General features: G+C 68.3%; 23 protein-coding genes and 2 pseudogenes. 14 read left to right on the plus strand and 11 right to left on the minus strand.

Annotated elements, in window-relative coordinates:
* Positions 1-165: 165 nt before the first annotated feature.
* Positions 166-648: a hypothetical protein gene (locus tag ACQP2T_RS06830; RefSeq protein ID WP_433515346.1), complete on the plus strand. Its 483-nt coding sequence runs from the start codon at positions 166-168 to the stop codon at positions 646-648.
* Entirely contained in the window at positions 645-3,317 is a 2,673-nt protein-coding gene (locus ACQP2T_RS06835; RefSeq protein ID WP_433515347.1) for a M48 family metalloprotease, read from the plus strand. The genes ACQP2T_RS06830 and ACQP2T_RS06835 overlap by 4 nt, the downstream gene beginning before the upstream one ends.
* On the opposite strand, the gene ACQP2T_RS06840 is transcribed toward ACQP2T_RS06835, so the two are convergent.
* From ACQP2T_RS06840 to ACQP2T_RS06850, 3 genes are all read right to left on the minus strand, one after another.
* Positions 3,314-3,937, minus strand: a complete 624-nt coding sequence (locus ACQP2T_RS06840; protein WP_433515348.1) for a neutral zinc metallopeptidase — start codon at positions 3,935-3,937, stop codon at positions 3,314-3,316. The genes ACQP2T_RS06835 and ACQP2T_RS06840 overlap by 4 nt on opposite strands.
* A 172-nt stretch (positions 3,938-4,109) precedes the next feature.
* On the minus strand, positions 4,110-5,066 hold the full coding sequence (locus ACQP2T_RS06845; protein WP_433515349.1) for a cyclase family protein: 957 nt from the start codon (positions 5,064-5,066) through the stop codon (positions 4,110-4,112).
* A gap of 87 nt (positions 5,067-5,153) precedes the next feature.
* Positions 5,154-6,764: a thiamine pyrophosphate-binding protein gene (locus tag ACQP2T_RS06850; protein ID WP_433515350.1), complete on the minus strand. Its 1,611-nt coding sequence runs from the start codon at positions 6,762-6,764 to the stop codon at positions 5,154-5,156.
* Positions 6,765-6,936: 172 nt separating this feature from the next.
* On the opposite strand from ACQP2T_RS06850, the gene ACQP2T_RS06855 reads away from it, so the two are divergent.
* Positions 6,937-8,040 (plus strand): FAD-dependent oxidoreductase, encoded by a 1,104-nt coding sequence (locus tag ACQP2T_RS06855; RefSeq protein ID WP_433515351.1) that lies wholly within the window; start codon positions 6,937-6,939, stop codon positions 8,038-8,040.
* A gap of 17 nt (positions 8,041-8,057) precedes the next feature.
* On the opposite strand, the gene prfH is transcribed toward ACQP2T_RS06855, so the two are convergent.
* From prfH to ACQP2T_RS06880, 5 genes are all read right to left on the minus strand, one after another.
* On the minus strand, positions 8,058-8,735 hold the full coding sequence (gene prfH / locus ACQP2T_RS06860; protein ID WP_433515352.1) for a peptide chain release factor H: 678 nt from the start codon (positions 8,733-8,735) through the stop codon (positions 8,058-8,060).
* The gene (locus tag ACQP2T_RS06865; protein ID WP_433515353.1) at positions 8,732-9,898 is read right to left on the minus strand and encodes an RNA ligase RtcB family protein; all 1,167 of its coding nucleotides are present in this window, start codon (positions 9,896-9,898) and stop codon (positions 8,732-8,734) included. Before ACQP2T_RS06865 ends, prfH begins: the two co-directional genes overlap by 4 nt.
* Before the next feature lie 245 nt (positions 9,899-10,143).
* A complete protein-coding gene (locus ACQP2T_RS06870; RefSeq protein WP_433515354.1) occupies positions 10,144-11,013 on the minus strand; it encodes a LysR family transcriptional regulator in 870 nt (289 codons plus the stop codon).
* Positions 11,010-11,705 (minus strand): CTP synthase C-terminal region-related (seleno)protein, encoded by a 696-nt coding sequence (locus tag ACQP2T_RS06875; protein WP_433515355.1) that lies wholly within the window; start codon positions 11,703-11,705, stop codon positions 11,010-11,012. The genes ACQP2T_RS06870 and ACQP2T_RS06875 overlap by 4 nt, the downstream gene beginning before the upstream one ends.
* Before the next feature lie 54 nt (positions 11,706-11,759).
* Positions 11,760-11,906 carry a hypothetical protein gene (locus ACQP2T_RS06880; protein ID WP_433515356.1) on the minus strand — a complete coding sequence of 49 codons (147 nt, stop codon included), beginning with the start codon at positions 11,904-11,906 and terminating at the stop codon, positions 11,760-11,762.
* Between the two features lie 149 nt (positions 11,907-12,055).
* Here ACQP2T_RS06880 and ACQP2T_RS06885 point away from each other — a divergent pair, with 149 nt between their 5' ends.
* From ACQP2T_RS06885 to ACQP2T_RS06895, 3 genes are all read left to right on the plus strand, one after another.
* Positions 12,056-13,234, plus strand: a complete 1,179-nt coding sequence (locus ACQP2T_RS06885; RefSeq protein ID WP_433515357.1) for a lactonase family protein — start codon at positions 12,056-12,058, stop codon at positions 13,232-13,234.
* Positions 13,235-13,479: 245 nt separating this feature from the next.
* Positions 13,480-14,268, plus strand: a complete 789-nt coding sequence (locus tag ACQP2T_RS06890; RefSeq protein ID WP_433515358.1) for a hypothetical protein — start codon at positions 13,480-13,482, stop codon at positions 14,266-14,268.
* 283 nt (positions 14,269-14,551) lie between these two features.
* Positions 14,552-17,614: an NACHT domain-containing protein gene (locus ACQP2T_RS06895; protein WP_433515359.1), complete on the plus strand. Its 3,063-nt coding sequence runs from the start codon at positions 14,552-14,554 to the stop codon at positions 17,612-17,614.
* Between the two features lie 411 nt (positions 17,615-18,025).
* On the opposite strand, the gene ACQP2T_RS06900 is transcribed toward ACQP2T_RS06895, so the two are convergent.
* The 3 genes from ACQP2T_RS06900 to ACQP2T_RS06910 form a co-directional block, all read right to left on the minus strand.
* Positions 18,026-18,520: a cupin domain-containing protein gene (locus ACQP2T_RS06900; RefSeq protein ID WP_433515360.1), complete on the minus strand. Its 495-nt coding sequence runs from the start codon at positions 18,518-18,520 to the stop codon at positions 18,026-18,028.
* A 75-nt stretch (positions 18,521-18,595) separates the two neighbouring features.
* Positions 18,596-18,838 (minus strand): hypothetical protein, encoded by a 243-nt coding sequence (locus ACQP2T_RS06905; RefSeq protein WP_433515361.1) that lies wholly within the window; start codon positions 18,836-18,838, stop codon positions 18,596-18,598.
* 54 nt (positions 18,839-18,892) lie between these two features.
* The gene (locus ACQP2T_RS06910) at positions 18,893-19,861 is read right to left on the minus strand and encodes an NmrA/HSCARG family protein (RefSeq protein ID WP_433515362.1); all 969 of its coding nucleotides are present in this window, start codon (positions 19,859-19,861) and stop codon (positions 18,893-18,895) included.
* Positions 19,862-19,946: 85 nt separating this feature from the next.
* On the opposite strand from ACQP2T_RS06910, the gene ACQP2T_RS06915 reads away from it, so the two are divergent.
* The 8 genes and pseudogenes from ACQP2T_RS06915 (at position 19,947) to ACQP2T_RS06950 (ending at position 26,174) form a co-directional block, all read left to right on the plus strand.
* On the plus strand, positions 19,947-20,420 hold the full coding sequence (locus ACQP2T_RS06915) for a MarR family winged helix-turn-helix transcriptional regulator (RefSeq protein WP_433515363.1): 474 nt from the start codon (positions 19,947-19,949) through the stop codon (positions 20,418-20,420).
* Between the two features lie 591 nt (positions 20,421-21,011).
* Positions 21,012-21,791, plus strand: a complete 780-nt coding sequence (locus ACQP2T_RS06920; RefSeq protein ID WP_433515364.1) for a class I SAM-dependent methyltransferase — start codon at positions 21,012-21,014, stop codon at positions 21,789-21,791.
* The gene (locus ACQP2T_RS06925) at positions 21,788-21,910 is read left to right on the plus strand and encodes a hypothetical protein (RefSeq protein ID WP_433515365.1); all 123 of its coding nucleotides are present in this window, start codon (positions 21,788-21,790) and stop codon (positions 21,908-21,910) included. The genes ACQP2T_RS06920 and ACQP2T_RS06925 overlap by 4 nt, the downstream gene beginning before the upstream one ends.
* A gap of 100 nt (positions 21,911-22,010) precedes the next feature.
* A complete protein-coding gene (locus ACQP2T_RS06930; protein ID WP_433515366.1) occupies positions 22,011-23,021 on the plus strand; it encodes a ferritin-like domain-containing protein in 1,011 nt (336 codons plus the stop codon).
* 204 nt (positions 23,022-23,225) lie between these two features.
* Positions 23,226-23,369 (plus strand): annotated as a pseudogene (locus ACQP2T_RS06935) (hypothetical protein); the annotation flags it as partial.
* Between the two features lie 72 nt (positions 23,370-23,441).
* Positions 23,442-23,829: pseudogene (locus ACQP2T_RS06940) on the plus strand (transposase); the annotation flags it as partial.
* A 383-nt stretch (positions 23,830-24,212) separates the two neighbouring features.
* Positions 24,213-25,517 (plus strand): hypothetical protein, encoded by a 1,305-nt coding sequence (locus ACQP2T_RS06945; protein WP_433515367.1) that lies wholly within the window; start codon positions 24,213-24,215, stop codon positions 25,515-25,517.
* Positions 25,518-26,174: a hypothetical protein gene (locus ACQP2T_RS06950; protein ID WP_433515368.1), complete on the plus strand. Its 657-nt coding sequence runs from the start codon at positions 25,518-25,520 to the stop codon at positions 26,172-26,174. It begins immediately after the preceding gene.
* Positions 26,175-26,314: the final 140 nt, after the last annotated feature.

Consider the following 26,314-nt stretch of genomic DNA (forward strand, 5'->3'; position numbering starts at 1 on the left):
GCCACGAAATCCGGACGCGGCGTACCATTTCCGCTCGAATCGGAACTACTTTTGGACTTGACGCGCACCACGTATCACGCCGGCCGGAATTTTTCTTTCTGGTGTTCCTTCCGGAACGGAAGTTAACATGCGGTGACTCTAGCCATTCATTCGGTAAGGACGGATATGGCGCTGGAATCGGAGAACGGGGCCGTTCGTCGCTTTGACGACATCGCTCGCGCCATTGTCGCCGAGGTCGCCCCCAAAGAGGCGGAATACTTTCCGGCGATCGCCCGGGCCACCCGGAGCAACCCTCGGCGAGCCTTCCGCGGCGGCGGTGACGACCTTCTCGGGTTCTCGCTCGCGGACGCGGTGACGCTCCTGACGCCCATCGTCCTGACCGTCCTGACCGGCGCGGCGACCAACACGCTCACGCAGGCCGTCGAACGTACCTCGAAACAGGTCTCCAAGAGCGTGTGGAACAAGCTCTTCCCTTCACGCCCGGCACCGATCGCCGACTCTGAGGCCGTCGTCCCCGTTCTCGACCCCGCTCAGGTGAAGGAGACCGCGCGGGCGGTCGAGGAGATCGCACTCGCGCTGGGCGTGGACAAGGCGACCGCCCTCCTCCTGCGACAGGCGACCTTCGGGCACCTGTCGGGCGAGAGGTGACCACGCCGGGCGAGATGGTGTCAGGCCGCAGGCTGAATCCGTTCACGCTGCCGTCGTCGACGACGTCCCGGTTCCTCATCCTGATCACCGCGACGATCGCCTGCTCCCTCTACCTCGCCCTGTTCCTGTTCGAGCTCCGGCTGCGCGTCGCCTATCTGCCCGAGCACGTCCGGCACGCGGAGTGCCTGTCATCGCTGCGTTCCGGCGCGGGCTCGGTCGAACCGACCCTGCTCGTGGACAGGTACGGCGAGTGCGCCGCGGGAGTGACGGCGGCCGAGGCACTCCTGCCGATCGGGTCGCTCGTCGTGCCCGCGCTGTTCGCCCTGCTGCTGTACGCGCTTCACCCGCTGTGGGCGTTCCGCCGCGGGCTCATGACCCTCGCGGAGGTGAGTGACGGAGAAGCCCACGCGGACCTGGTACGTACGTTCACCTCCATCGCCGAGCAGGAGGCTCCCGGCAAGAACGTCCGATTGCTGGTGGATCCGGGCAGGGGAGAGGTCACCGGGCGCGCGCTCGGCCTGCCGCGACGCCACATGGTGGTGCTGAGCATGGGGCTGGTCCTCGAACACGCGACGACGCCCACTGTTACCGAGGCGGTCCTGCGGCACGAACTGGCGCACATTCGCAACCGCGACGTCGGCATCGCGCACTTCACGGTGGCGATCTGGTGGTCGTTCCTGCTGACGGCCTGCGTGCCCGCGCTGGTCGCCACGGCGATCTGGGTTCCCAGCGGCCTGCCTCTCCAGTGCGCCAGGCTGGCGGCGATGACTGTGGTGCTGTGGCTGGCCAGGACCGCGGTGCTGCGCGCTCGCGAGCACCACGCGGACGTCAGGGCGGGCGACACCGCCGAACGGCAGGAGACGATGGCCGCGGCGATCGAGACCGCCTCGTCGAACCGGCACTACCCGGGGCCGCTGCGCTTCTTCAGCAGCCATCCCGCCCGGCGGTATCGCCTGGACGTACTGAACGAGCCGGGCAGGCTCCTGCGCCTGGACCAGTGGGAGATGTTCAGTGCGGGGTCGCTGGCGGGCCTGGGTTTCGCACCCGTCTACCACTCCTATTCGCGGCTCGACACCGAGGGCGTGATCGACGCCCGCTACTTCATGCCCGGGCTCATGTTCGGGCTGCTCATCTCGGGCGTCGTTGTCGTGGCCGTCTGGAGGGCGAGCATCGGGCGGCTCGCGGGACATGGTTCGCGGATGAGTCTGTGGTGGGCCTCGGCCAGCTTCACGGTGGGCGTCGTCGCCGGCCAGTACGCGGCGATGATCCGCGCGGAGGTGTGGATCTGGACCCTCGTCTCCGTGAACCCGCTGGTCGGACTCACCTACTGTCTCGTGCTTCTGCTGATCATCCGGGCCTTCCTCTCCTGGGCCAAGGCCTGCTCCTCGGCCTGGCTGGCCGGCACCACCCACCCCCGGACGATCACCCTGGCGGCCGTGGCGGTGTCGGCGGTGGTGATCGGCCCGTGGCTGGGTTTCTGGTTCTACGGCATCGCCGCCGTCGTACAGGTCGGTGTCACGTGGGACCTGCTGGTGGTGACCCTGGTGACGATGGTCAGATACACCCCACTGGTGCTCACCATCGCGCTGGCCTGCGCCTACCTTGTGGCGGCCGGGACGCGAGCGCGGCCGGCACCGGGGCGCGGCCTGCGGCTTCATCTCGACGACTCCGCGCCCGTCCCGCTCCAGCGCCTGACCGCCCATCTCGTACGGGCATCCCTGCCGTTCGCCGTGGCCTGCTGCCTCATGGCGGTCGGCGGTTTCGCGCTGCAACCCATGCTCACCGCGGGCAGCAGGCAGAAGGAAACGGGTCAGTTCCTCGAGGCCGTCTACGTGACCATGGGCGTGGCCGTGGGCCTGCTGGCGCTGGCCGCGCTGACGGCCGGGATCCTGGTCGGAGGCCGCGGCCGGGGAACGTGGGCCGTGGCTCATGCGGGGGTCATGCTCCTGACGGCGGCCGTTCCGATGGCCCTGGTGATCCTCGGCCACGTCGCCGTGGCCGAATGCGGGTGGGAGCGGGCGGGCGCCTGCTTCGCGCAGGGCGCGCCGCTCCAGGTGGCGATCGGCAACTACGCCACGCTCACGTACACGTACGCGATCTACCCCGGTCTTCTGCTCGCCGGGTGCGGCAGCCTCATCAGGACCTGGAAGCGCTCGCCTGCACCCGAACCGTCCCGGACCGTCAACCGCCCGGTCGTGGCGAGCGCGACGATCGTGATCACGCTCGCCCTGGCGGCCGGCGTCTACGGCGCCGTGGTGAACTGGCGGCTGGCCGTCGGAGCCATCCCCGCGGCGCGCATGACCTGGCAGCAAGCGGTCATGGAGGCGGCCGACCAGCCGATCAAGCCGGGCTCGGTTCCGCAGCTCGACGCCTGCCGCAACGCATTGCGCGTGTTCGCCAGCCCGGGGGTGCGCGACGCGCTCAACACCGACCAGCGCTACTACGTGCTGGCGGCCGGGCTCATCAACCATGTCGCCTCGTCCGACGACCCCGCCCTGCGGGCGATGGCGCAGGCCGGACGCGTCTGGCTGGACAGGGGTCGCGCGGACATGGTCACCAAAGTAGTCACCAGAGTGCTGCACTACTGCGTGCTCGTCGGAGGCGAACACCAGGTCGATCTGCAGGCGAGCGTCGTTCCTCGGGCAAGCGTCGTTCCGGGGACAAGCTAGGCCAGGCACGCCCTGACGCCGTACCGGACGCCGGTGTTGAACGCGTTGATCCGTTGGGTGGCGCTGCCGTGATCGCGCGGATTCGTCCAGGGCGTGTCACCCGACAGCCCCCGCAGCGTCGCCGCGATCTCTCGGTTGTCGCCCTGCTCCCACGTGAGTGTGCCGTCCCTCGACGCCCCCGCGAGTGCCGCCCCTCCCATGCAGTCCGCCTGCAGTTCGATCTGCGGCACCAGATATCTGGGCGGCATACGATTCTGGATGGAGTGGCTCCATTCATGCGAGATGACCTGGTAGACGAGCCCGTCGCCGTAGGTGTAGCTCATCCTCATCAGGTTGATGTCCCAGGCGATGAAATGCTGGGACGTGCAGTAGGAGGCGTTGTAGGGCAGCACCTTGTATCCCGAGCACGCGGGCCGGTACGGGCTGCGCCCGTCGTAGGAGCCCAGGACGCGGGGCGGCGAATATCTGCCGGGGAAGTAATCCGACCAGTGATCTGACCAGAATCGATGGACCGCGTAGACGGCCGTCCCGATGTCCTCCTGGAGGCCGTCGGCTTTCACCCCCGCCTCGGCTCCGTTCGCGCCTCCTCCGCCGATCCATGTGACGGCGAGAATGGTCACCACAGCCAGTCGTAAACCCGCTGACATGGAGCCCCCATTTGCTGGTTGTTCGCTTTCGCCAGGCTCCGAACGATAAACGCGTGCATACGCTGCGAATAGTCTCGGTTACCGAAATATCACCGTTGCCTTCGGGTGGGCGAGGGCCTGCGTCGTACCCCCTCGTGAACTGGGGTCAGAATGTGGCGATCGGGTTGACTGGGCTGCCGGACGTACCGGCGAAGCGGACCGGCGCGACCGCGAGGTGGAAGTCCCACTGCCCGAGCTCGGCGGCGGTCGTCGCGCACGCCTCCAGGTCGCAGTTGTCGAGCAGCCACAGACCCATAGCGACGAGGCTCACGGCATGAACCGGCATCAACACGTCTTCGTACCCCGACGGCTGAACGTCCTGGGGGGTGTCAGCGCCGATCAGCGCCACTCCCCGTTCATGCAGCCAAGGCAGGCAGGACGCGTGCCAGCCGGCCTGCGTGAAACCGCCGACCGCACCGGCCTCGTGCCGGACGCGGCCATAGCCGGTCCGCAGGAGTACGGCATCGCCGGGTCGCACCCGCACACCCTGGCGACGTTCGGCCTCCTCGAGATCGTCGGGATAGACACCCTGCCCCGGTTCCAACCACGGCACATCGCGGACCTTCGCGATGTCCAGCAGGACGCCACGCGTGATGATCCCGTTCGCCGCCGCCGTGACGGCGGCCCACGCCGATCCTGTTTCGGCGTCGACCAACGAATGCGACCGTCCGTTGTACATCGTGCCGTCCCAGAAGATGTGGCACGGCGAGTCGACGTGGGTGATGGTGTTGCCGTGGAACATGATGCCGAGCCGCTCGTTCGAAAAGCCCCAGCGCCGGTCGTTGTGGAATGCGGGCACCGGCATGTTCTCGGCACCCGGCATGTCGGCGGCGCACGGGCACGTCGTCGTCGACCGCTCCATGTCTTCCGGTACGGCAACCTCCCACGCGCACGACACACTCCTGCCGTGGCGCACGGCCCGCGCCGCCGCCAGCCGGACATCGTCGGTGATGTGGTTCAGGGTGCCGAGCTCGTCGTCGTCGCCCCACCGTCCCCAGTTCGACAGCGTGTCGAAGTATCCGAGCACGTCGTCCTGTGTGGGCATCGGTCGCCCTGCCGTCATCCCAGCATCAACTCCTCCGGTCACCTGGTACGAGGCACCGCGGGCAGCGTATCCCGCCCTCTCCTTTGACATGACGATCCCCGCGGGTCAGGGCAACTGCGCCGGCAGGCCGCGCGGGCTGACCTTCGCGACGATCAGCGCCGGGGCGCTGGACGTCTTCACGGCGGCGAGCGCCTGGTCGAGCTCCGCCGCGGTGTCGACGGAGTAGGTGGACCGGACACCGAGGCCGTTGGCCAGCTTGACGAAGTCCCATCGGTTGAGCAGGACGTAGGGCTTCGGCGGCACGCTGGGATCGCTGAAGTAGTGCACGTCGATGAGGTACTGCTCCAGGCCGTAGATGCCGTTGTCGATGACCACGACGACGGGATTGCGGCCGTAGCGCGCGAACGTGGACAGTGCCTGGGCGGTCATGTGGAAGCCGCCGTCGCCGCAGATGACCAGGGGGCGCCGGCTCGACCCGAAGGACGCGCCGACCGCGGCGGCCACGGAATGGCCGATGGAGGCCCACACAGCACCGCACAGGAACCCGTCGCGGCCCTTGACCGGCAGGTTCGCGGCTGAGGCGCCGCCGAGGAAGGTGTCGGGGATCACGAGCCACGAGGTGTCCAGAGCGGCGCCGATGCTGTCGAACACCTGGCCGTAGGTAAGCGGGCCCGAGGCGACGGGCGGGGCCGGGTCAACGGCCACGGGCAGGAGCTCCGGCGCCTCCTTGGCCGCCTCGGCCACGAGCGCGGTCACCAGAGCGGCGATCTCCGCGTTCTGCTTGCTCCCGTTCTTGATCTTCACCTTGCCGTCGTAGGCGATGACGATGCGGTTGACGCTCTCGCGGACGAACGTGGCGTAGCTGCTGGGAAAGACGCAGCCGAGCATCACGATCAGGTCGGCCCCCTGGACGGCGGCGGGCAGGGAGCTCGGCGGAGCGAAGACCCCGGCCCAGCCGTCCTCCTGTTCGGAAAGCACCGACTTGGCCGGCACCTGGGTCACCCACAAGACGCCGAGCTTGGCGATCAGCTCGGCCACCTTGTCGGCCAGCCCGTAGCGCTGGATCTCGGTGCCCACCATGAGCACCGGCTTCGTGGCGGCGCGAACGAGGCTGACGATCGTGGTGGCGAGTTGCTGCTCGGTGCCCGCCGCCGGGTTGGTGACGGACAGTGTCCCGTCGGGAGGCGTACAGGGCGCTGTCCAGATGGTCCGGTCGATCTCGATGTAGACCGGTCGCTGCCTCCTTATCGACGTCGAGATCGCGTGGTCGACCAGCGCGGGCACGTCGGTGGCCCGCTCGGCGCGGGCCGCGCTCGCGGTGACCAGCCGATAGGCGTTGAGGTCCCCGTCCGGCCGGCCGGTCGAGTGTGAGAACAGGACGTCGAAGTCCTTCAGGTTGGCCAGGTTGGCGGCGTTCGGGCCGCCGTTCAGGACGACGACCGGACTGCGCTCGACGTACGCGCCGGCGATGGCGTTGATCATGCTGAGCATGCCGACGCCGTTGGCCACCGCGACGGCGCCGAGGCCCTTCGTACGCGCGTAGCCGTCGGCCGCGTAACCCGCTTCGAGGTCGGTGGCGGTCACGACCGGCTCGATGTTGTGCGCGCTCACGGCGTCGAACAGCGGCGCACAGTAAGTGGCGGGCACGCCGAACAGAGTGTCGACCTGCTGCTCGCTGAGCCGCTTGAGGATGTAGTCGGCAACGGTGAAGGGCACGATGACGCTCCTGGAGACGCCCGCCGTACGGCAGCTCAGTGGGATGGGGGCAGGCGCGGATCGTCCGGCCGCTTGGCATACTTACTCAGAGTAGCGGAGCGAACACGCGGGTAGGCGTACCGCACAGGGCAGCACTCATCGGAGGTCGGAAATGTTGCTGGATGAGCGTGGTGTGAGCACAGTCCCTAACCTGCCCACCCCGGATTTCACCTTCGATCCCCATCAACCGGGCGCGTGCGTCGCGGGTCTGCGGCCCTACCGCAAGGGGTCCTATCGGCTCGACAAGGAGGTGCTGGGGGACAAGTTCGTCGTCCACAACTATGGCCATGGCGGCGGAGGCATCACGCTGAGCTGGGGCTGCGCCGCCAAGGTGCGCGACATGGTGCTCCGGCGCCAGACCGAGACCGGGACGGTCGAAAGGGAGATCGCGGTGCTCGGCGCCGGCGTCATGGGGATGACCGCCGCCACGCTGCTGCTCGACCTCGGCCTCAACGTCACCATCTATTCCGACCGCAAGCCGGTCGACACCACGTCGTACAAGGCGGGTGGCCAATGGGCGCTGTCCATCCTGGAGTATTCCAAGGAATTCACGAAGGTCCAGGAGCTCCAATACATCATCAGAACCGCCCACACGATGTTCAGGGCCTGCATCGGCAAGGGCTTCGGCGTCTCCGAGTGTGACAACTACAGCGTCAACGCGACCTCCGGTATCGACGTGGTGCACGACCTCGTGCCAGGGCTGTTGCCGCAGCGCGAATACCTGGCGCGTCTGCCGTTCGAGGGGCACAACACTTCCGGATACCGGTATCGGACGTTGCTCGTCGAACCGCCGATCTTCATACCCAGGCTGGAACGCGACCTGAGGGCGCGCGGCGTCACGTTCGTGAATCGCAGATTCATCAACAGCGCGGACGTGCTCACGTCCTTGACGCAGAAGGTGATCATCAACTGCACCGGGCTCGGCGCCAAAGAGCTGTGGAACGACTCCGCGATGCTCTCACTCAGGGGACAGCTCGCGATGCTGCGGCCGCAGGTCGACCTCGAATACCTGTACGGCCAGAACGGGTACCTGTTCCCACGCAACGACCACGTCGTCATCGGGGGGACCGTCGAGGACAACGACGAGGAGGTGTTCGATCCGGAGAGGTGCAGGGGACTGGTGCGGTACATGGCCGGGGCGTTCGGCCAGCTACCGGCGGTGCCGATGCCGGACTTCCACGTCCACCATCCGCGCAACGAGCTTCTGGTCGATCCGAGGTTGTCGATCTCCACCTGACACAGAGCGGTGGACTGTCATCGTCGCCGGCGTGTCCGCACCCGCGGGATCAGGTTCTGCTCCGACGGTTCCGGGCGTTCGACGCGGGTGGGATCGCCGCGTACGAGCTCATCGTGGACACGCCACCGGGCGGCGGTGACGGCGCGCTCCGCCGCCTCGTCGCCATGCTCTATGCGTTCCCGCAGCAGCCGCATGGCGATCCGGCGATTGAGGCTGAACTGCCGCTCGGTGTCGACCACGACGACGATCCCCGTGGGCCGGTGGGTCGCTCGTACGGCCGTGCTGGCCTTGTTGCGATGCTGACCGCCGGGGCCGCCGGTGCGGCAGGCGACGATGTCGACGTCCGCTTCCGCGAACGTCGTACGCGGGGTGTCGACCTGGCACGTTTGGGCGATGACGTACCAGTTCTTCCGGCCGGTGTTCACCCGGTAAGGGCTGGGCGCCTGCCAGCACAGCGTTCCGGTCCATGAGGCGGCGAACGCCTCGGCGTCGTCTCCCGCGATCCGGATGAGGACCGATCGATAGGTGCCGGGCCGGTCACCGGGAACAGTATGGGCCCGGTGGATCTCCAGATTCTGCCGGGCGGCGTCGGCTTCCAGGCGGTGCAGCAGCCGGGCCAGCGCCCAGGCGCACTCCTGCGGGCCGCGCCCGGCCGACAGGAGCAGGTGGACGCTCACGGCCAGGTGCACGCTCACGACCGCCCCCGCCTGCGGCGCTGCTCCCGGCGGTCCCTCTGGGGCGCCGACCCGAGGTCGGGCGTCTTGTAGGTGACCAGAGGGATCGTGGTGGCCACGGGCGTGGCCAGGTCATGCTCGACGAGGTCGGCGATCACTTGCTCGATGCGCTTGTACGCCGTCGGCGCCTCCTCGAAGAGCAACTGGCGGTCGCCGCACACCACCAGCGATCCCATCGGTGTGCGGCGCAGTTCTTCGACCGTGTGCTTGGCCCGCCCGCGCCGCAGGGCGTCGGCACGGGACATCTTGCGGCCGGCGCCGTGCGCCACGGAATGGCCGGCGTCCGGCCCGGCGTGGGCGGCAACGAGGTAGGACGGGGTGCCGCGCGTACCGGCGATGAGCACGTCGCGGTCGTCACCCGGCGCCGCTCCCTTGCGGTGCAGGTAGATCCCGTCGCGGACCTCGACCAGGTTGTGGCACTGGTCGAGGATCGGTTCGGTGGGCTCGGTCCCCAGCGCGTGGGCGACCCGGGCGGCCAGCAGCCGCCGGTTGAGCGACCCCCACCGTACGGCGTCATCATGCATTGCCAGGTAGGCATCGGGATCAGGGGCGCGGCCCGCGCCGTGGACCTCGGTGTGCGCGCGCAGGATCCGTTCGCCCAGCCCCCGGGAACCGCTGTGGACGATGAGAACCAGGTCATCGGTGGCGAGTCCGAGCCGGCTCGCGTGGTCCGGCTCGAAGACGGTCCCGATTCGCGCCAGCTCGACGAAGTGGTTACCTCGGCCGACCGTCCCGAGACCTTCGACATGACCTGCGGGAATGTCGCCCTTCACCACGGCCCAGGCCGGGTCGTCGGCATCCTGCTCAGGGTCGAGCGCGCGATCGAGGTCGGGGAACCGGGCGGCGAGCTTCTCGGGTACGGCGCGCTTGAGCTTGACGGGGAACACGGCGATGCCGCAACCGATGTCGGAGCCCACCAGGAACGGGTACAGGATGGTCGACGCCATGGCGGCGCCGATGGGGGCGCCCTTGCCGGGGTGCAGGTCCGGCATGCCGGCGACGTGCATCATGCCGTCGAGGGCGGCCACCTGGTGGCATTGCGCGACGGCATCGGACTCGATCCAGCTGGTGGGGGAGGCGAACACGGTGACGCTGGACGGCAGCTGGGAGTGTTGCTGAGACAAGGACGCTCTCTTCGCTGAACAGGGGATGGGCAGGCGGCATCACGGTGCGAGCCGGCGCCGTGGCATCTCGGATTAGTGGGGTGCTGTCCGTCAGAGCCTCATGGACACCACATTCCCCTGAGCCCGCCGAGCGAGGCAAACGGTTTTCGCCGTACGGGCTTGCATGTCCGCACGCACCCTTTGGAAGACGATGTCGCTGAGGAGTGGAAGCGCTGGGGGCTTGCGGTAGAGAGCGCCGGCGTGCTTCAGACCGTTTCGAGCGCATGGTCGAGGAGCGCGATGGCCGCAGGGAGCGGGTCAGCCGGGAAGGCCAGCAGGATAGTGCGCACGCAGGCCGGTTCGAGAGGGATGGTGTGAACGCCAGGATGGTGAGCGGGTAGAGAGAGCTCGGGCAGGATGCTCACGCCGAGCCCTTCGGCGACCATCGCGAGGATGCTGTTGGTGTCGCGGACTCGATAGTGGCAGCGCAGGCTCGCACCTGCTTCCCGCGCCAGCGCCGTGATAAGCGGCTCGCATCCGCCCGTCGACATGATGAACGGCTGCCGGGCCAGGTCCGCGACCGGCACGCCATGGCGTACGGCCAGGTCATGGCCGCTGGGCAGGGTGGCCAGCATCTGGTCGGTGGCCAGCGGGCGCATGACCAGATCGGGCACGCCGGCGGGGACGGCCCCGGCCGCCAGGGTGCCGATGTCGACGGCCCCGGTCTGCAGCCAGTCGAGCACCTCCCCGTCCGACCCCTCGATCACGGTGAGCCGCACGTGCGGATGCGCTTCGCCGAACGTCCGCAGGATCTGCGGCAGCAGGCGGGCGTTGGCGCTGGGGATGGCGCCGACGCGCAGGCTGCCGCGGCCGTCCCCGCGCGCCGCGGCCGCCTCCTGCTCCAAGGCTTCGAGCTGGGTGAGGATGAGCGCGGCGCGGCGGCAGACGGCCCGCCCGGCCGCGGTCAGGCTCACCCCTTGGCCGCCCCTGATGAGGAGGGCCAGCCCAAGCTCCCTCTCCAGGCCGCGCACGGCGTGGCTGACCGCGGACTGCGTGGTGTTCAGCTCCTCGGCCGCGCGGGTCATGTTGCCCGTACGCGCGACCGCCTGGAGGATCCTGAGCTGCGTGAACGTCATAGCGCCGCGCGCAGCAGCCCCACGACCAGCGGGTGCGGGCGCCCGGGCCACGAGCTCGTCTGCGGCACGAACAGTGTGGCCAGATAGTACGGGTGGCCGGGAATCTCCAGCACCCGGGCCTCGCCGGTGTCGTCCACGCCCGTCACTCGTAGTCCGCCCACGTGCAGGGCGCTCTGGTAAGCGGGATTGAGGCCGAAGTTGCAGTAGTACTGCTCCTTGGCCTCCTCGCGCCCGTACACGTCGGCCACCAGGGAGCCGGGCGTGAGCGTGACGGGCATGGTCCGGCCGGCGAGTGAGCAGGCCAACTCGGAGACGAACAGGCTGGAGGCGTAGGGGTCGTACTCGGCGTGCTGCGCGTCCTCGAACCCGAGCACGTGGCGGGCGTACTCGAGAATGATGTGCTGGCAGCCGCCGCACGTCCCCAGGGTGGGGACGCCGTGCTCGCGGGCGTGCCGGAGCGCGGCCAGTGCGCCGCGCAGGCTGCGGTACGGGCTCCCAGGAGCGCACCACAGCACGTCCGCGGCGCGGACGGCGGACAGGTCCGCTTCGAGCGGCTCGGTGGCCAGCCAGCGGACCTCGATCTCGATCCCGAGGTGGTCGGCTGCGTGGCGCAGCGCGTCGTCGGTAGCCACGTGCGGGGTGTACGTCTTGTCGTAGTCGCCGATGACCGCGACCTGCAAGGAAGGCGTCATGCGCCCACTATGCGGGGACGGCGGCATGAGCTCCAATACCTGATCACGCGGACGTCATGAGCTCACGCTCATGACGTCGTCCGTCTCGATGTCCACGTGGAAACGGGGCGCGTCGTCGACCGACTGCACGACCACGAGCGGGCCGGGTTCGGGCAAGGCGCTGTGCCAGGTAGAGGCAAGACCGCCGGCGCCGGTTGTCACCGAGCGCGTTTCTCGCCACGTTCCGCCGAACCGTCGGTCGCTACCTCTGTAGGGACGGCGGAACGAGCCCATGGAACGGTACGGCACCCGGGTGGAACGCCTATGAGGGTGTCGACAAATCAGGTTCAAGGAGTGACAAGGAGACGTTCGTGTCATCCGTATTCAGGAGAGCGCGTGCTGCCGTCCTGGCCGCCGCACTGCTCTGCGTCCCAGCTCTGGCCCCGTCCCCGGCCGCCGCGGACCCGGTGTTACCACCCTCCGGCGGCGTGCTCTACGTCACCAACGCGGTCTCCGGTGACGTCTCGTCCCTGGCGATCGGCCCGGGAGGCACCTTGTCGCCCCTGCGCACGCCCGTGTCCACCGGCGGCTGCACCCTGGAGGTCACAGGCCCCGGCTGCACCCCGCGGGGCATAGCCCTCACCCCGAACGGGGCCACCGCGTACGTCGTCAACAGCGACTCGAGCACGCTGGCGGTGTTCCGAGTGGGAGCGCGGGGCGCGCTCCAGCCGCACCCGCTGCTCGTCGAGACCGGGAAGGAGCCGTGGGGGGCGACGATCGCGCCCAACGGCCGCACCCTGTACGTCACTGATACCGCCGACCGGACCATTTCGGCGTACCACATCGGCGTCGACGGCACGCCCAGCCGCTTCGCCGCTTTCCGCACCACCTCGGACCACCCGAAGCAGACGGTGCTGTCCCCTGATGGGCGCTTCCTCTACCTCTCGTACGCGGACGCGGACGAGACCGAAGACAGCCCGTCGCGGCCCATCACCAGGTACGTCGTGCTGCCGGACGGCTCGCTCGGACCCCCGCAGGACGTGGCGAAGGCCGGGCAGGCCAACTTCGGGATCACGATGAGCCCGGACGGCGGCCTGTTGTACGTGACCTCGAACGTCGCGCAGAACGTGCGGGGGTTCCGGGTCGGTAAGGATGGCTCACTGACACCCGTGCCCGGGTTGCCGGTCTCCGTGCCGTTCCCGGTCGGTCTCAAGGTCACGCCCGATGGGCAGCACCTGTACGTCAGCGCCAACCTCGACACCGGCTCGCCCCCCGGCGGTCTGTTCGGCTTCACGATCCACGCGGACGGCTCGCTCACGCCGACCGCCGACTCGCCCGCCCCCACTGCCGGCACCTCGGCGGTCGCGATCACACCGGACGGCCGGGACGTCTTCGCCAACATCCAGGACACGAGCCAGGTGGTCGCGTTCGCGATCGGATCCGGCGGCACGCTTAAGCAGGCTCCTGGATCGCCGTTCAGCACCGGTGGGAAGCGCCCGCTGAGCCAGTCGCTCGCCGTACGGCCGGTTCCCGCAGCCACTCCGCAGTAGGGATCGGCCCGACCGTGATGCGTAGATCGCCGCTACTGACGATCTGCGCATGACGGTCGGCACCCACCAGTACCAACTCCTACCGCATGGCTCAGACCCGCGCCCAGAATCGGCCTGATCATTACAGCTCACTATGGGCCCACGCCTGATCACGTTCCTTGTCAGGCAGTTGACCGCGTTCCGGCAGGGGATGACTCTCTCGAACCTATGATCGAGCTCTGCTGATCCAGCTAGCATGGCGTGCCATGGCGATCACTGAGGAGTTGGTCACGAGGCTGCGGGCCGCGGCGACTGCGGGGGATCCGGACGCCGCTCGCGAGCTGGGCCGCCTGCTGTGCATGCTCAGGACCGACTCTCGGGAAGACGCCATGGACGGGGAGTTCCTCGCTACTTGGCCGGAGGAGTCGTGGCTGCGCGCCGCCTTGCGCGCCCGCCCCGACGACCAGCTCGCCGCCGTCATGCTCGCCGGGCGGCTCGTTCAGCAGATCGCGTACTGGCAGATCGATGATGACCATGCGACCGCGCATGGCGAGGACGACCGCACCCTCGCTCGCAGGCGGGACGAAGCACACGCCCTCTACGCGCGAGTGCTGAATGCGGACCCCGGCAATCCCGCCGCGCGCGCCGGAGTCGCCACTCTGGGCGCCTTGGCCGATGACACTGGCAGCATCGACGTACTGGAGAAGGAGCCTCCCTTCTCGTACTACGAGCTCAATCTGGAGGCGGGGTCAGGCTCGTTCCTCCATACCGAGTCCGTTGTCACCACTCATCCGGACGAGGTGCGCTGGGCCTGTTCATGGCTCATGGCTCCGGTGGTGGCGGAGGTGGAAGAACCTCCCTTCGGCGTAGAACTTAGCCTCTTCACCTATTCGGACGGGCGGTTCGCCGGCTCGATCAACCTTGGCGAGTATTTCACCGCCGACGGCATGCTCAACTGGGACGCGGTTGAGATACCGCCGCTCATCGGCGAGCCGCTCCCCGCAGGCCACCCGGTGGGCACGAGTCACTACGGCTACTCCTGCGACTGGGGATGAGTTCGAACCTGCCTTCAACCGATCACCGGTCGGATCGGCCGGCCGAGGAACTGTCGAGGCCGAGGAGGCCACGGCGACGGCCCGGTTGAGCTCGACCACCGGCGAGGGGGCGACCCGGCCGAGTCGCCCAGCCCCTCCCGGCGCTTGGCGGCCGGCGGTGGCTCGAACGGCACCCCGGCCGCCGCGATCGTCTTCTTGCTCCGGGTGAGCAGCTCTGCCCAATGCGTAACGCTCGTCGCGGAAGCTCCGTTGTTCAGGTAGCCGAACATCTGGGAGTGCGGTCGTGACGCAAGAGCTCCTCAACCAGATCACCTGGACACTGTCCGTCATCGCCACCGTGGCAGCCCTGATCAGCCTGAGGTTCGACGCCTTCACGCACGCGCATGGCCGTGAGGAGGCGTTCCGGAGGATCAGCGGGCGGACTTTCTCGGTGTTGGGCCTGCTGTTGATCGGGTTCGGCCTGTACATCTGGCTCACTGCCGCCGGGGTTCCGCCTCGCGCCTGGCCGGGCTTGACGCCGTGGGTGGCTTCAGGGATCGGCTGCGCCGTGTTCGCCTTGGGAGCCGTACGTGTCGCGCGGACGGGGCCGGAGACGTATGTGGACCAGTTGCGGTATATCTCCAAGACTGTCGTCGAGAGGCTTGGCGAGCCGGTCCAGGTCACCGAGCCTCTCGTAACCATCGAGAAGAGGTTCCGCCGCCGGCGGCCTGTTTCTCGGGAACTGCTGCGGTCCGACGCCAAGGTTACGTTCATCCTTGGAGAAGCCGGTTCCGGTAGGACCTTGGCCCTGCGGAAGGCAGTGTTGCGGACACGCCGACACATCCTGAACACGAAGAAGCCCCGCCGAATCGCTTTATATGTTGATCTCGCCGCGCTGGCCGTTCCTGTCACGGCGGATGTCATACGCAGCCACATCTACAGGTTCGTCGCCGATGGGGACTCGATCATCGAGGACGACCTCCGTCGCCTGCTGACCGAACGACGGAAGCTGAGGTGGGTCTTCTTGTTCGACGGTTTCGACACCGCCGAGTCGAGAGAGACGCTGCTGAAGGCCATTCGTCAGTTCACTGACAGCGGGCCGACATTCAGGGCGGTCGTCGTGATCCAGGACGAGCCCGACCTGCTCGCCGGTGAGGACATCCTGCGCGTCTCGCCGCTGACCTACGCACAGCAACAGGACATAGCCGCGAGGAGAGGCATCGCCGACAGCGTGCTCTTCGGACTCTTCACTCACCTGGCTGAGCACCCTGACTTGGCGCGGCGTGCGGCCAACCCACTGTTTCTGCAACTCCTCTGCGACTACGTGCGGCGAGCCGGGGCCGAGCACTTCCCCAGCACCTCGTACGAACTGCTGGAAGCGGCCGTAGCCGAGCGGCTGGCGGCCGTTGATGGATCGCTCCAGGCCGCAGAGGTCGCCGAGGCCCTGGCCGCCCACGCGATCGAGCCCGACCTGACAGCGGGCACCGAGTCCCCGGCTCCCGCGCCCGTCCAGGCCTTGACGGCGGCGGGACTCATACACGCCTACCGGAACGGTTCAGCGGTATTCGCCAGCCGCATGTTCAGGGACTACTTCGCGGCGCGCCGGCTCGTACGTATGCGTGGGAGTCTTGACCCGAGGCCCCTTATCACGGCGCCGGTCTGGCGCGACTCCGTGGCGCTCTGTCTTGGCCTCCATGAAGGTGAGCTGCGGGAGAAACTGATCGCCGCGGCCCGCGAGGTGCTCGACGAGCAGATGACCAAAGCGGAGTGGGGAATCGAGGACGTGACCCCGTACCTGGCGGCTCCACCGAACGCTCCCACCGCGACCGCACAATCCGGGCTGGCCTGGCCCGCACCGATGAGACACGTGCTCGATCTGCTGAACAGGGTGGAGGGCAACGTGCCTGAGTTCGCCGAGCTGACGCCTCTCATCGACCGCATCGTGGTCAGCGCGTTCGTACGCGGCAGACCGGCGGAGCAGAACCGTGCCCTGGCCCTGCTGCCGCTCGCGTCGCCAGAGGTCGGGGCGTGGGCGGTGACCCGGTTGGAACGGGCGAACGGCTCCGACGAGCTGGTGCTCGACGCGGCTGAGCAGCTCAGCGCCTCGCCCGAGACGTTCCTGCGCCTGCCGGGACACGTCCGTCTGCTGCTCGTCGGCCGGGTCCTGCAGTCCCCGCCATTGGTCACCCTGCTGGTGCCACGGGCCAGGATCCGGCTCCACGACGACGTCATCGGCCTGGCGGCCATTATTCGCGCCACCATGCGCCTGCTCCAGGCATGGGCGGTGGTGAGCATCGTCCAGATCGGCGGCCAGCTGGTCACACATCTCAGTGAGTGGTGGTTCTGGACGCCGCTGCTACTGGTCTGCGCCTTCTTCCTGTACGGCTCCGGCCTGCAGCTGAGGACCATCTCCCGACAGGCGTACACCGCGGCCTTGATCCCAGCGTTCACCGGGCTCATCCTCACGATCGCCGACACCGTCCTGGCCGTGCACGCGGTCGTCTCCCTCCTGATGGGGGAGGTGGGAACCGCAGTGCTCGAGATGTTCAGGGCGGCAGCCGATACATGGCCTGTCGCGCTAGTGGTCTACATGAGCTGGACAGGACGGCTGCCCCAGGACGTACGAGACTGGGTCCTCCCACATCTGCGCCCGCTGCGTGACCTCTTCAACCAGCACGTCGCCTCCCGCGACCCGAACCTGATCCTCCGCGGCGTCCAGCGGAACCTGGCACAGTCGATCGACATCGCCACCGTGCTCCGCTGGGTCAACCGCGGGCTCTGCTTGGCTCTCGTACTCGTCGTCCTCGTGCTGCCCATCGAACTCCCGAACGTGACCCCGGACCAACAGATCCCGGCGCGCGGTGCGGTGGCGGTGGGTCTGATCGTTGTGGGTTTCTTCATCGGGAGCGTTCTTTCCAAGTGGCAGCGGAATATCAAGCGACGGCGTGTCATCGGCCGCGTAGCCAGCGGCCACCTCACCGCCGAGGAACTGCTCGCGATGCTGGACCGGGCCGGCCGCGCAGACTTCCCCGGCAAATCCGGCACAAGCACCAAGAACTGGGCGATGCCCGAGACGGATTTTCTGGCCGAAACGCTAGCCATGAGCCCGCCCGAGTCGCTGAAACACGTCATGGACGTGCTGCGAGATCTGGACGCGGCCTTGGGACACATCGCGTGGATGGTCGACAAGAACAGCACCGACCCGATCGCCCGTGGAGTATGGGAGTCTGTGCCGCAGCTACGACACCCTGGTCTGTTGTTGTCGCTCATCCAGTACGACAACCGCTACCCGGGACAACTCGAACGCCTCGCTGACGCGCATCATGATCGGATCAGGCAGATCACTGAGAGTGCCTCGCAGAGGTGATTCAACCATGTCCAGGGATTGTGGGACGGCGGCGTAACTCTGTAGCCCTTCAGCCTCAGGCATTCGATCGCCGTACCCGGTCGCCGGTAGATGGCCGCACGCAAATGCGCCAGCGATATGCGCCTGGGCGTCGGTTGTGGACCTAGCCCAGGAGCGGCGGATCGCACTTTGGAGTGACGATCCCGTGCTGCGGGCTTTTCTCTCTCGGATCTCCCCAAAGTGCATCGTCGGCCAGGGGGAGGCCGCCAAGCGTCGACTTTGTGCTCGGTTCCGCGCGCGTGCCCACCTGCGCGTGCCGCGGCCCATGGCCTGACCCCCGGACGGCGAGCCCCGCCCCGTGACGTCCCGGCGACGACCGGTGTCACGGGCGCGGGGCCCGCCTGTCGGTGGGATTCTTACGTGCCGCCGCTCCTACTCCACGAAGTACGAGTCGTGCTCGTCGCAGAACGTGGCACGCTCCTCCTCCGAAGCGTGTGCCAGGTGCGACATCTGCTCGAAGTACTCCTCACGCGGGGCTCCCGGGGTGAACAGCAGCAGCATGTCGGCCGGGGCGTCGGAGTCGTTCCGGAAGGCGTGCAACCCGCCCTGGGGCACGTGCAGGAAGTCTCCCTTGCGGGCGTCGACCCACCGCACACCGTCGAACACGCGCACCGTGCCGTCCAGGATGTAGAACGATTCCGAGATCCGCTTGTGGAAGTGCTTCTTGGGGCCGCCCGCCCGGGGCCGCATCTCCACCCGGTACAGCCCGAACTCACCCCGGGTGGTGGCGGTGGTCGCCAGATAGTGGAGGGCGTCCTTCCCGGTACCGCTCTCACCGATGTCCGGCGGTGCGGTGGCCGGACGGAAGATGGCGCTGACCTCACCGTCCTCACCCCAGTACTTCTGCTCCGGGTACGGGTGCGACATGTCTTGATCCTTTCCTGTACGGCAGGACCGGTGGGCATCCACCGGTGTGACGGCCGGGAGCCCCCCCACCGGGCCTCAGCCGACGGTTTGGTGATGGGCGAAGCGGGACGCCGGCGGCGGGTCCATCAGCCGGCTGTGGGTCCGCCCGTGCGGTCGGCGCGAGGCCGCGGCGGTCTGCTGCGGCATGCCGAAGGCGATCGACGCACCGATGGCCACCAGGCCCGCGCACAGCGGCATGGCCCGGCTGAACGACGTATCGAAGGCTGCGCGGCCGCAGGTTCGTCCCTGTAGACAGAGCAGTTCCCGATCCTGTGACACGGCTCCGCGACGTTACCCGGGGACGACCACGCGCGGGGAGAGGACGGATGCCGGTCAGCGCGGGATGGTGTCGCGGTGGGCGGCCAGCCACGTGTCGAACGACTGCAGCCTCGGGTTGAGCTCGCGTAGCAGCTCGAAGTCGATGAGCTCGGCGATGTCCGGGGCGGCCGCGATCAGGTACTGGAGCATGTTGCCGACCTCGCCCGCGCCCGGGAACCCCGAGGCCCGGATCATGTCGGGACTGACCGCCTGGTAGGTGACGGGCTCGCCGAGCGCCAGGCTCAGCGCGGCGGCGTACTGCGCGCCGGTGAGCACAGACCCGGCGACGCTCACCCGCCTGCCGGCCATCCCGATCCCGTGGCGGAAGATCCCCAGCGCGGTCCTGCCGACGTCCTCCGCGGCGTGCGCGGCCACCCGCGCCTCGCCGAACCCGAGCGGCAGCACCAGCGCGCCCGTCTCGTCACGCCGGGGCGCGAACATGTCCCGGAACGCCTCGTAGTAGACGTTCGCCTGCAGGAAGGTGGTGGGCACGCCCGACTCCAGGAAGAACCGGTCGGCCTCGGCCTTGCCGTCGGCGTGCGGCACCTTGTACGAGCCATCGAAGCTCGGCGTCCCGTCGCCCGGCCGGAAGTAGCCGCGGGTGTCGGACAGCGTGGACCAGACGAAATGCCGTACGCCGGCCTCCTGCCCTGCCCGCGCCGCGTTGCCGGCCTGCTCCCGCTCCTTGGTGGTCGCGGGCCGCGCCCGCTCCTCCTCGGGCGTGCGAGGCTCCCAGAAGTTGGTCACCACGAAGGCGCCGTGGGCGCCGTCGAACGCCTTGCGCAGGCTGTCCGCGTCGTCGAGATCGGCCCCGACGACCTCGGCCCCGAGCGCGGCCAGTTCCCTGGCCCGCGCCGAACCCGGGTCCCGGGTCAGGGCTCGCGCGGCGAACCGCCCACTGCGGTCGTCGAGGATCGCGCGGACCAGCCCGCCCCCTTGCGCTCCGGTCGCGCCCACCACGGCGATGATCTGCTGCTCGCACATAGAGACCTCGTGTTCAGGTTGATGTATCAACCCGGCCACCATACACGCCAGGTTGATGCGTCAACCCACGGGTAGAGTGGGCGTCATGGGATGGGAGCAGGAACTCGGCGAGGCCGACCGGATGTGGCGCACGTACATCGAAATGGCCAAGCACCTCGGCTCGCACCTGCAGCAGCACCTGCAGCGCGAGTGCGACCTGTCCGCGGCCGACTTCGAGGTCCTGGTCCGGCTCACGGAGTCGGAGCAGCGGGAGATGCCCGTCGCGGAGGTGGCCGCCGCGACCCAGTGGGAGAAGAGCCGCCTGTCCCACCAGCTCACCCGGATGGCGCAACGCGGGCTTGTCGAGAGAGTGGACTCCAACGACCGCCGCTACCCCGACGTGCGGCTCACCGACAAGGGCCACGCGGCGATCAACAAGGCCGTCCCCGAGCACACCGAGGTGGTTCACGCCCTGTTCATCGACGTGCTGGGGCCCGAGCGGCTGGCCGGCTTCGCGCAGGCCTGCGCCGACGTGCTCCGCGCACTCGACGAGCACCGGGAGCGGGACTGCTCGTTGTGATCACGCTCCCGCGCCGAGCTCCCTGATCGGCGCGACATCTGCTCCATGTCTTCCGGCTTCTGCTTGGCCGGGCAAGTTGGTCTCGACCATGCGGGTCCATTGCGTGATGTCCGCACCCACGATGGGGCCGTTGAGCATCACCCCTGCGTTGTGCACCAGGACGTCCAGGGCGCCGAAGCGACACCGGCGACTCCTTCCACCTGGCCGTCCTGGTCGGCTGCCGCGTCCGCGACCCCGAGCTGGTGCAGTTCCATCCGTCCGGTCTCATCACGCCGGAGAACGCGGCCGGCACGCTCGTCTCCGAAGCGGCCCGGCTGAAGTCCGCGGCGCTCGCCGCGCGCGCGACCATCGAACCCACGGCTGCCACAACCGCTCCGACTACCCGGAACTCGACCCCTCGCCGCAGGTCAGCCTCGTGTGCTCCGGCCCCGGATCGCTGGACCGGGAGAGCATCCCGCCGAGATCGCAGCGCTCATGCGCGAGGTCTCCACCGCGGGAAAGCTCGTCGAGTAGCCGGATCCTGTCACAAGTGCCGGGGCTGTCCTGTCTTAGCTGCCGATCGGGCCACATCACTGAACAGGGGAAGTCGTTGTGACCGCGTTGGCGATGGTCGCCGAGTTCGACGATGTCGCGGGCTGGACCGCCGACGCGGTCGAGCTGCTCGGGGAGCGGCATGCCGTACCGGCTGCCTGCCGTGGCAGCGCGAGCCCCGCGGCGCTGGCATGGCTGGCCGAGGCGTGCGAGCTGGCGCCCGGGATGCGGCTGCTCGATGTGGGTGCGGGAGTCGGCGGGCCGGCGGCCTGGGCGGCCGAGCGCTTCGGGGTCCGGCCGATCCTGATCGAGCCGATGCCGGCCGCCGGCCGCGCGGCCGCCCGGCTGTTCGGACTGCCGATCATCGCGGCAGACGGGCGAGAGATCCCGCTCCGCACGGCAACCGCCGACGCCGCCTGGTGCCTGGGCGTGCTGTGCACCGTGCGGGACAAGGCCGGGGTGCTCAGGGAGATCCACCGGGTGCTCAAGCCCGGCGCCTCGCTCGGGCTCTCGGTGGTCGTGGCCAGGGGCCCGCAGGTTCTCCAGGTCCCCGACGGCAACCACTTTCCCACCTGCCGGGAGCTCGACGCACTGCTCGAAGGCGCCGGGTTCGAGGGTCTGGAGCAACTCGACCAGCCCGGCCAGGCACCTCTGTCGTGGTCGCGGCGCGCCGACCAGGTCGCCGCGGTAGTCGCCCGCCGCCACCGGGCCGATCCCGCCTACGCGCTCGCTGCCCGCCAGGGCGAGCGCTTCGCCCACCTGTTCGCCACCGGCCAGATCGCCGTCCGGCTGATCCACGCGGTCAGCAGGCCGGCCACACAACCCATGGAGGAGACATGAGCACCCCGAACGGTGAGAAGGAGTTCCTGTACGAGCTCCACGTCGAGGTCGAGGAGGAGCTGATCATCGCCGATGCCAGCCCCTCGGAGGAGGAGATGGAGCGGCCGGTCACCGAGTGACTGTACGACCCGATGGACGTCGAGCGCGAGAAGATCGAGCTGCGGGTGCTGCGCGACGCGGTCGAGGTGCTGGAGGGCGGCTTGCGGCCGGGTGGCGACGTTGCCTGAGCCGCGGATCGACACGCTGGACAGCCTCCGTGAACACCTGCAGTGGGCGATCGAGCTGGAGCACGCGACGCTGCCGCCGTATCTGACGGCGCTGTACTCGCTGGATCCGGAGCGTAACCCGGCGGCGGTGGAGGTGGTGAGCGGCGTCTTCGTGGAGGAGATGCTGCATCTGGCGCTGGCCGCGAACCTGCTCAACGCCGTCGGCGGTCGGCCACGTCTGGACATGCCGCAGATGTTGCCGCCGCATCCGCGCAAGCTGCCGCACAGCGATCTGGAGGTGTCGCTGGTGCCGTTCGGGCCGGAGGCGCTGGAGATGTTCCTGCGCCTGGAGCGGCCGGCGGCGCCGAGCGCGCCGCCGGAGGACGATGGTTACGAGACGATCGGGCAGTTCTACGCGGCGATCGAGCAGGGGTTGCGCTTCCTGTGCGACACGCTCGGCGAGAATGAGGTCTTCTGCGGCGACCCGGCAAGGCAAGTGAGCGGTGCTCGCTTCCGTCACACTTCCGGATCGCTGTTCGCCGTCGAGGATCTGGAGTCCGCGCTCGGCGCGCTGAAGGAGATCGTCGAGGAGGGGGAAGGCAACGCCCGCGACGAGGTCTGGGACGGTGACCAGGATGTCCTCCACCCCGAGCGGGACGAGGTCGCCCACTACTACCGTTTCCAGGAGCTCAAGCTCGGCCGCCGTTACCAGCGGGGCGACACCCCGAAGACCGGCCCGACCGGCGAGGAGATCGGCGTCGATCCGGACGGCGTGCTCCCGATGACACCCAACCCGCGGCCCGCCGCGCCGGGCAGTGCCGTACGGGCGGCGCAGGATCTGTTCGACACCACCTACAGCACCCTGCTGAACCTGCTGGAGCAGGCGTTCAACGGCGACCCGAAGCGGCTCACGGACGCCACCCGCACCATGTTCACGCTCAGGGCCCAGGCGCAGGCCCTGATGGCGCTGCCCGGCGGCGCCGGTCCCACCTTCGCCTACGTACCGCGCGAAGCACGTAGCTGATCCATGGCGAAAGAAGGCACATCATGAACAAGCACATCCTCAAGCCCGCCGCCTGAGAGCTGGCGCAGGCCACTTCGCAGCCGCCGTTCCCGTACGAGCCCGGCCCCGAGGGCGCCCGCAAGGTCCTCGACGACCTGCGGGCCGCCCCGATCGCCAAGCCGGACGTGGACGAAAAGTGGATCGTCGTCCCCGCCGAGGCCGGCAATGTGCGGATGCGGATCGTCAAGCCGGTCGGCTCGACGGGCACGCTCCCCCGTCGTCCCGTACGTGCACGGCGGCGGCTGGGTCATCGGCAACGCGGGCACCCACGGCTGGCTCGTGCGCGAGCTCGCCGTCGGCGCGAGCGCGGCCGTCGTCTTCGTCGAGTACGACCGCTCGCCCGAGGCCCGCTACCCGGTGGCCCTCGAGCTTGCCGAGGGCAACGGCATCCCGCTCGCGTTGTCGCTGACTGGCGGCAACCGCAGGCGACGTCACCCAACTGCTGCCGCTGATCAAGGCGATCCCGCCGGTACGGGGCCGGCCCGGCCGGCCGCGCAAGCGTCCTGCCTGCTTATACGCCGACCGCGGCTACGACCATGACGTCTACCGCCGCCGGGTCTGGCGCGTCGGTGTCCGTCCGCACATCGCCCGGCGTGGCACCGCGCATGGCTCCGGCCTGTGCGTTCACCGCTGGGTCATCGAACGCACGATAGCCCTCCTGCACTGGTTCCGCCGCCTGCGCATCCGCTGGGAGATCCGCGACGACATCCACGAAGTCTTCATGACCCTCGCCGCCGCGATCATCTGCTGGCGACGCCTCGTCCGATAGGTCGTTTTTAGGACCTCTTTAGGCGACTCGGCGATCGTCTGGGCTCGTAAAAAGCGTCTCATGAGCAACTTAGACTGAGCGGCGTTGGACCCGGACTGCACGGGATCTTTCGGCGAAAAAAATTCGGTCTCGCCATGAAGCGCTTACGGTTGAGTCGCTCCCCGCGCCACATCAGTCCTCACCTGCGAACAGACGGCAAAGTGGGTCACGAAAATGACGGTTACCTTGTAAAGCTGGCCATCGCCGTTGTCAAGATCTTGCATCGAAATCCGTTATCGAGCAGGGTGGGGTGGCCTCGCGAGGCGCGTCTTTAGCCACGGACGGGATTCCTGTCAGAGTCGCCCGTCCGTGGCGCATCTTCGATGCGATAGGAGTCTAAGCGCATGGTCTTACAGCGGGCGCTCCGTGGCGCGCTCTGCACCCTCCTCGCCGCGACCGCGATAGTCGCCGGCACGCCTACCTCGAATGCGACCGTCGAACCCGAGCACCAGCTCAAAGGCACCCAGAGACCGAATGCGGCCCTTGCGGAAGCGGCCAGCAAGGCCTTACGCGGAGCCGAGCAGGACATCGTGCCCCTGGTCGCCGGAACTCTTCACGACAGTGCGGGCCGCCCCTTGGCCGACACGTCACTCCGTGTAGACCTGGAACCGACGCGCGCCTTCATCTCCTCCGCGGACGTCGGCGTTGGCCTGGAGTACGTCAAGCTCGCCGAAACCCGCACGGCGAAGGATGGCAGCTTCGCCTTCACCGCCCCCCGGCTTCAGGATCTGACGGGATACGCGGACGAGCACGGCGTCGCCTCGGCGCTCATCACGTCGGCAGGCGGACAGCACAATGTCTGGCGGCGGATCTACCTGCACACGCCTTCCGCCAAGAGCAGTCGTTGGACACTGGCCGAGCCCGCTCCGCCCCGCAAGGCCATCACCAACCGGCAGCGCGTGATCGATGGATCCGGCTTCGCCCCGTCCACTACGACCGAGAACGAGGCCGCCCTTCAACTGGTCGGCCACCCCGCCTCGCCGTCGAGCACGCCCCAAGCGATCCCGAATCCCGCACAATACTGCAACAGCAACGAAGGCTACTTCTTCGCCATGTCGGACCTGCCGGTCAAGCGCAGCCTGGTCACCGTCCGTGCGCATGCGACAGGGCCGAACACCACGGCCACCTACGCATGGGGCAACACGGAGACGACGCAGGTGGAAGCCGCAGCCAACATCGCCGTGGGCGGGGCATTGGCCAAGGTCGGATTCACCGGCGTTCAGACCGTTTCCGCGGGCATAGACTTCGCGATCGGCCACTTCAGACCGGCACATTTCCAGGCGGAATTCGAGTTCCGCACCTGGGACCTGTGGTGCGAGAACTACATCACCCTCGAAAAACGGCTCTCCGGAAAGTTCGAATGGCGCCCGTACCGATTCACCGGTGGTAACGACATCATCCCGGGCGGCGGAAACCAGGGAGTCTGCCCGGACCCCGACACCACTACGTCCATCTCCAGTGCCACCTGGGTCGCCCGTGACTCCACTTGGACGAGATACGGCGACGTCGACTTCGGCACCGTCGCTCTCGCCTCGCGAACGACAAACGGATCGAACTGGAAGCTCACCGTGACCCCGGTCAAGCCGGCGAGCATCTGCGGCCTCGAGGACGTTCCGATCTACGCGTCCTACGTGATGGAAGAGTACTAAGTGAGATTTACGCACGAAAGCCATGGGCCGCTCGTCATCGCGCGGCCCATCGGCCTTCTCGTCTTCTTGGTCCTGAGCACGTCGAGCTGCGCCGGCACGCCCCCTGATCCGGCTCCGGCGAGCACGACAGATGACGGACGAGCTGCCGTTGGCACGCGGGTAGGAGAAGGCCCCCTGAAGTCGGCCCCTGCGACCGGGTACGCGCTACGGCGCGACACGGGCGCCACCTTCACCGACGGATGGGTCCTGCTCTACAACTTCGGCGACGCACCCATCACCATCACCGGAGTCAGGTCGATGTTCGACGGCAACGGCCTGCGACAGCTCGGAGTACTGTCCGCCGGATACGGCCGCAAATTCGCCGCTGAGCAGACTGTTGACGGCTATCCTCCGCGAAAAGCCTCTCTGGGACCGCTCACCGCCGCCGAAGGATACGTCCTGCCGGCCGAGGAAGGCCGCCCGCGTAAGAAGGGCCACGAGTTGCTCATCGGCATCCAGGTGACGCAGGCGACGGGACGGACGGCGCGATCCGAGGTCGAGATCACCTACTCGTACAAGGGGCGCACGTATACGGACAGCTGGGTGAACACGATTGCCGTATGCAGCCCCGCCAGCGGTCCGAGTTGCCCGCAGGAGTACGGTCCTCGATCACAGTGACCTCGGCGCGGTTGAGCTGGGATGGCCACTTAGGGTGATTATTTCCACACCTAGAGTGATGCCCCCGAAGTCTCGGCTGATGCGTTACAGAGTGCGCTGTTGCTGCCCGGGTGGCCAATATGTGGGCCGGCGCCCTCGGG

The organism is Nonomuraea sp. CA-143628 (assembly GCF_050942315.1).
GTDB lineage: Bacteria > Actinomycetota > Actinomycetes > Streptosporangiales > Streptosporangiaceae > Nonomuraea.

Bases quoted from the DNA above. Each gene is read 5' to 3' on its own strand.
- ACQP2T_RS06830 (WP_433515346.1), top strand. From the start codon at position 166: ATGGCGCTGGAATCGGAGAACGGGGCCGTTCGTCGCTTTGACGACATC.
- ACQP2T_RS06845 (WP_433515349.1), bottom strand. From the start codon at position 5,066: ATGACGGCAGGGCGACCGATGCCCACACAGGACGACGTGCTCGGATAC.
- ACQP2T_RS06870 (WP_433515354.1), bottom strand. From the start codon at position 11,013: ATGACGTTCACGCAGCTCAGGATCCTCCAGGCGGTCGCGCGTACGGGC.
- ACQP2T_RS06875 (WP_433515355.1), bottom strand. From the start codon at position 11,705: ATGACGCCTTCCTTGCAGGTCGCGGTCATCGGCGACTACGACAAGACG.
- ACQP2T_RS06890 (WP_433515358.1), top strand. From the start codon at position 13,480: ATGGCGATCACTGAGGAGTTGGTCACGAGGCTGCGGGCCGCGGCGACT.
- ACQP2T_RS06900 (WP_433515360.1), bottom strand. From the start codon at position 18,520: ATGTCGCACCCGTACCCGGAGCAGAAGTACTGGGGTGAGGACGGTGAG.
- ACQP2T_RS06910 (WP_433515362.1), bottom strand. From the start codon at position 19,861: ATGTGCGAGCAGCAGATCATCGCCGTGGTGGGCGCGACCGGAGCGCAA.
- ACQP2T_RS06915 (WP_433515363.1), top strand. From the start codon at position 19,947: ATGGGATGGGAGCAGGAACTCGGCGAGGCCGACCGGATGTGGCGCACG.
- ACQP2T_RS06925 (WP_433515365.1), top strand. From the start codon at position 21,788: ATGAGCACCCCGAACGGTGAGAAGGAGTTCCTGTACGAGCTCCACGTC.
- ACQP2T_RS06945 (WP_433515367.1), top strand. From the start codon at position 24,213: ATGGTCTTACAGCGGGCGCTCCGTGGCGCGCTCTGCACCCTCCTCGCC.